At 69.4% G+C, this 2,918-nt stretch carries 1 protein-coding gene; it reads right to left on the bottom strand.

The features are described from left to right. Positions 1–2,873: beta strand repeat-containing protein (locus tag AC1DYN_RS31970; protein WP_477966738.1), on the bottom strand; the 2,873-nt coding region annotated here is incomplete at its 3' end. Positions 2,874–2,918: the final 45 nt, after the last annotated feature.

The following is a 2,918-nucleotide window of genomic DNA, read 5'->3' as shown; positions in this document are numbered from 1 at the left end:
GTGTTGCGCGGATCGTCATAGCCTGGCTGGGTCACCAGCCGGATGCAGTCGGTGCTGCAGGTGCCGTAGGCGCCCGAGAACGTCACCTGCTCGGCCCACTTCTTCATCCCCTCGCGGCCATCGAGGATATTGCCCTGCGGCCCACCCTGGTCGGGATTGGCCATGACGGAGCGCCCGAAGTAATAAATGACCTTGGTGCCGTCCGTATTCCGGATGCGCTGCTGGGTGCCATAGGCGCCATACTCGCCGCTGCCTGCGACAAAGAAAGCCGAATCATTGGCATGGGTGCGGATCACGGCGCGCGTGATCATATGACCATCCGGCGTGACAAAGGCCGTTTCTTCCAGAATGTCGTTGGGGTTGACGAAATACAGCTCGTGCGGGTTGTAGTTGGATGATTTCGGATCGTAATAATCGTGGTTTCTGCCGTTCTCGCGCCAGGAAGGCACCCGCATGTTGACGGTTTCGTCCACCGTCGTCACCTGCTCGATCCGCACATTGTCGCGCACGTTCGTGAGCGTGCCGGCATCGAGCGCCAGGTCGCCGGCCGCCTCGATGGTCGACGAGTGATTGTTGACCAGGCCGGTCGAGCCGCCCCCCACGCCGCCGATGGCCATGTTGCTGGCGCTGTAGAGCGTGGCGCCATCCGTATTGTTCAGCGTGCCGTCCACGCCCAGGTGCAACGACTCGGTAGCGCCGATCAGTGCGGCGCTGCCGGTGTTGTCCAGGTTGCCGGTCGACAGCGTTACCGCGCCGCCGGCCACCACGCCGCTGTTGCGTACCGACGCCGCCGCGATCTCGAGCGTGCCAGCGCCCTGGATCTCGCCGGCATTGGTCACGTCGTCGGTGGCGCGCAGCGACAGCGCCTGCGCTTCGATCACGGCGCCGGCGCCGTTGGTGATGTGCCGGCCCGACAGCGTCAGCTTGCCCGCTGCCTGGAATGCGGCGTTGTTGGTGATGGTGCCCGTCACGGCCAGGCTCAGGTCGCGGTTCGAGCCGATCTGCTCATCCTGGCCATGCACATAATCGCCGTCCATCGACAGCGCCAGGTCGCGCCCGGCAAACAGCTGGCCCAGGCCGCTCAGGGCACGGGTGTTCACGTGCAGGTCGCGGTCCGTGGCGATGCGCGCGCCGCCGTTGCTCAGCTGCCCAGTGATCAAGGTGAGGCTGGCGCCGGAACCATCGCCGGTGCCCAGGCGTCCGCCGCTGTTGTCCACCTGCGCTGCCCGGATCAGGACGTCGCCGCCGGCCATGACCTGGCCGCTGTTGACGAACACGGCGCCGGCCTGGTCGAAGGTCAGCGCGCCGCTGCTGTTGACGTTGCCCCGGTTGCTCCACTGGCGGTTGATTGCCAGCGTCATGTTGCCGCCAGCCGCGATATGGCCAGCAGCGCCGTTCTGCAGCGTTTGACCGGCCAGCAGCAGGTTGCCCATGGCGGCGATCGTGCCGTTGTTCGCAATGTCGCCCTGGCTGGCCAGGCGGGTTTCGCCCCGGCCGAGATTGGCGATGCGGCCGCTGCCGTTGTCGATGGCCCCAGCGTCGATGCCCAGGGTGGCGCCGGCGCCGATCGCTTCGATGACGCCGCCATCGTTGCTCAGTGCGCCCGCCGCGCTCAGCATCAGGCCATTGCCGGCCTGCAGTGTGCCGCCACGGTTGTCGAACGCGCCATTGATGCCCAAGCTGGCGCGGCCGTCGGCCAGGATCGCCCCGCTGCGGTTGCTCAGCCCGGGAGCGGTGATGCTGATGTCGGCGCCCGATCCCTTCACGGTCGAGATCCGTCCGCCGTCGTTGTTGAACGATGCGGCCACGAAGCTGGCGCGCCCGCCGGCATCGATCGTGCCGCTGTTGGCAAGGCTGGCCGCGGCCTGGTCGAAGGTCATGCTGCGGGCGCTGCTGATGGCGCCGGCGTTGGCCAGCTCGCGGCGCACGTCCAGCTGCAGCGCGCCGCCGGCGCCGATCTGGCCGCCGGTCCCGTTGTGCAGGCTCTCGGCGGCGATGCGCAGGCTGCCGTTGCCGGCGATGGCGCCGCTGTTGACGATGCCTGACTGGCTGGCGATGGCGGTGTCGCCGCTGCCGCCGTTGACGATGCGTCCGCTGCTGTCGATCGAAGCGGCCCGCACCTCGAGTGCGCCACTGGCCGATTCGACCACGCCTCTGCCGTTGACGAGTGCCTGGCCGGCGCCCAGCGCCAGGCCGCGTCCGCCATGCAGGGTGYCGGCGTCGTTGTACACGGCGCCGCTGGCGCCAATGTCCAGGCGGCCGYCGGCAGCCACCTTGCCGCTAATATTGCGCAGCGCGCCCGTTGCCAGCGTGATCGCCGCGCCCGAGCCGGCTGCCGTGTACAGTTGGCCGCCGCCGTTGTCGATGCCGGCGGCGCGGATGTCGAGGGCGCCRCCGGCGCCGATGCGGCCGCTGTTGGCGAACGTGGCGCCGGCCTGATCGAAGCGCAGCGCGCCGCCGCTGCTGATGCTGCCACCGGCATTCTCCAGGCTCTGGCGGATCGCCAGTTCGAGTGCCGAACCGGCGACGATGACGCCGGCAGCGCCGTTGTACAGGGTCGCCGCGGCCAGGTCGAGGGCGCCGTTGCCGCCGATGGTGCCGGTATTGACGATGCCCGCGCCGCTGGTAATCGTGGTGCTGCCCGCGCCGCTGTTGACGATGCGGCCCGAGTTGGCGATGGCGGCGGCGTCCAGCGCCAGCGTGCTGCCCGCGCCGGTCGCTTCCAGCGCGCCCGCCGTGTTCTCCAGCGCGCCGCCGGCGCTCATCTGCAGGCGACCCGGTGTCTGCACCCGGCCGCCGCTGTTGTCGATGGCGCCGCCAGCGCTCAGGGTCGCGTTGCCGGCAGCGGCGATGGCGCCGCTCCGGTTGCTCAAGGTGTGCGTGCTGTCGAGCGCGATGTCGGCGCCGTTGGCGGTGGC

This window comes from Rhizobacter sp. P2_D12, assembly GCF_056404395.1.
This window is presented reverse-complemented; position numbering and strand designations above follow the sequence as displayed.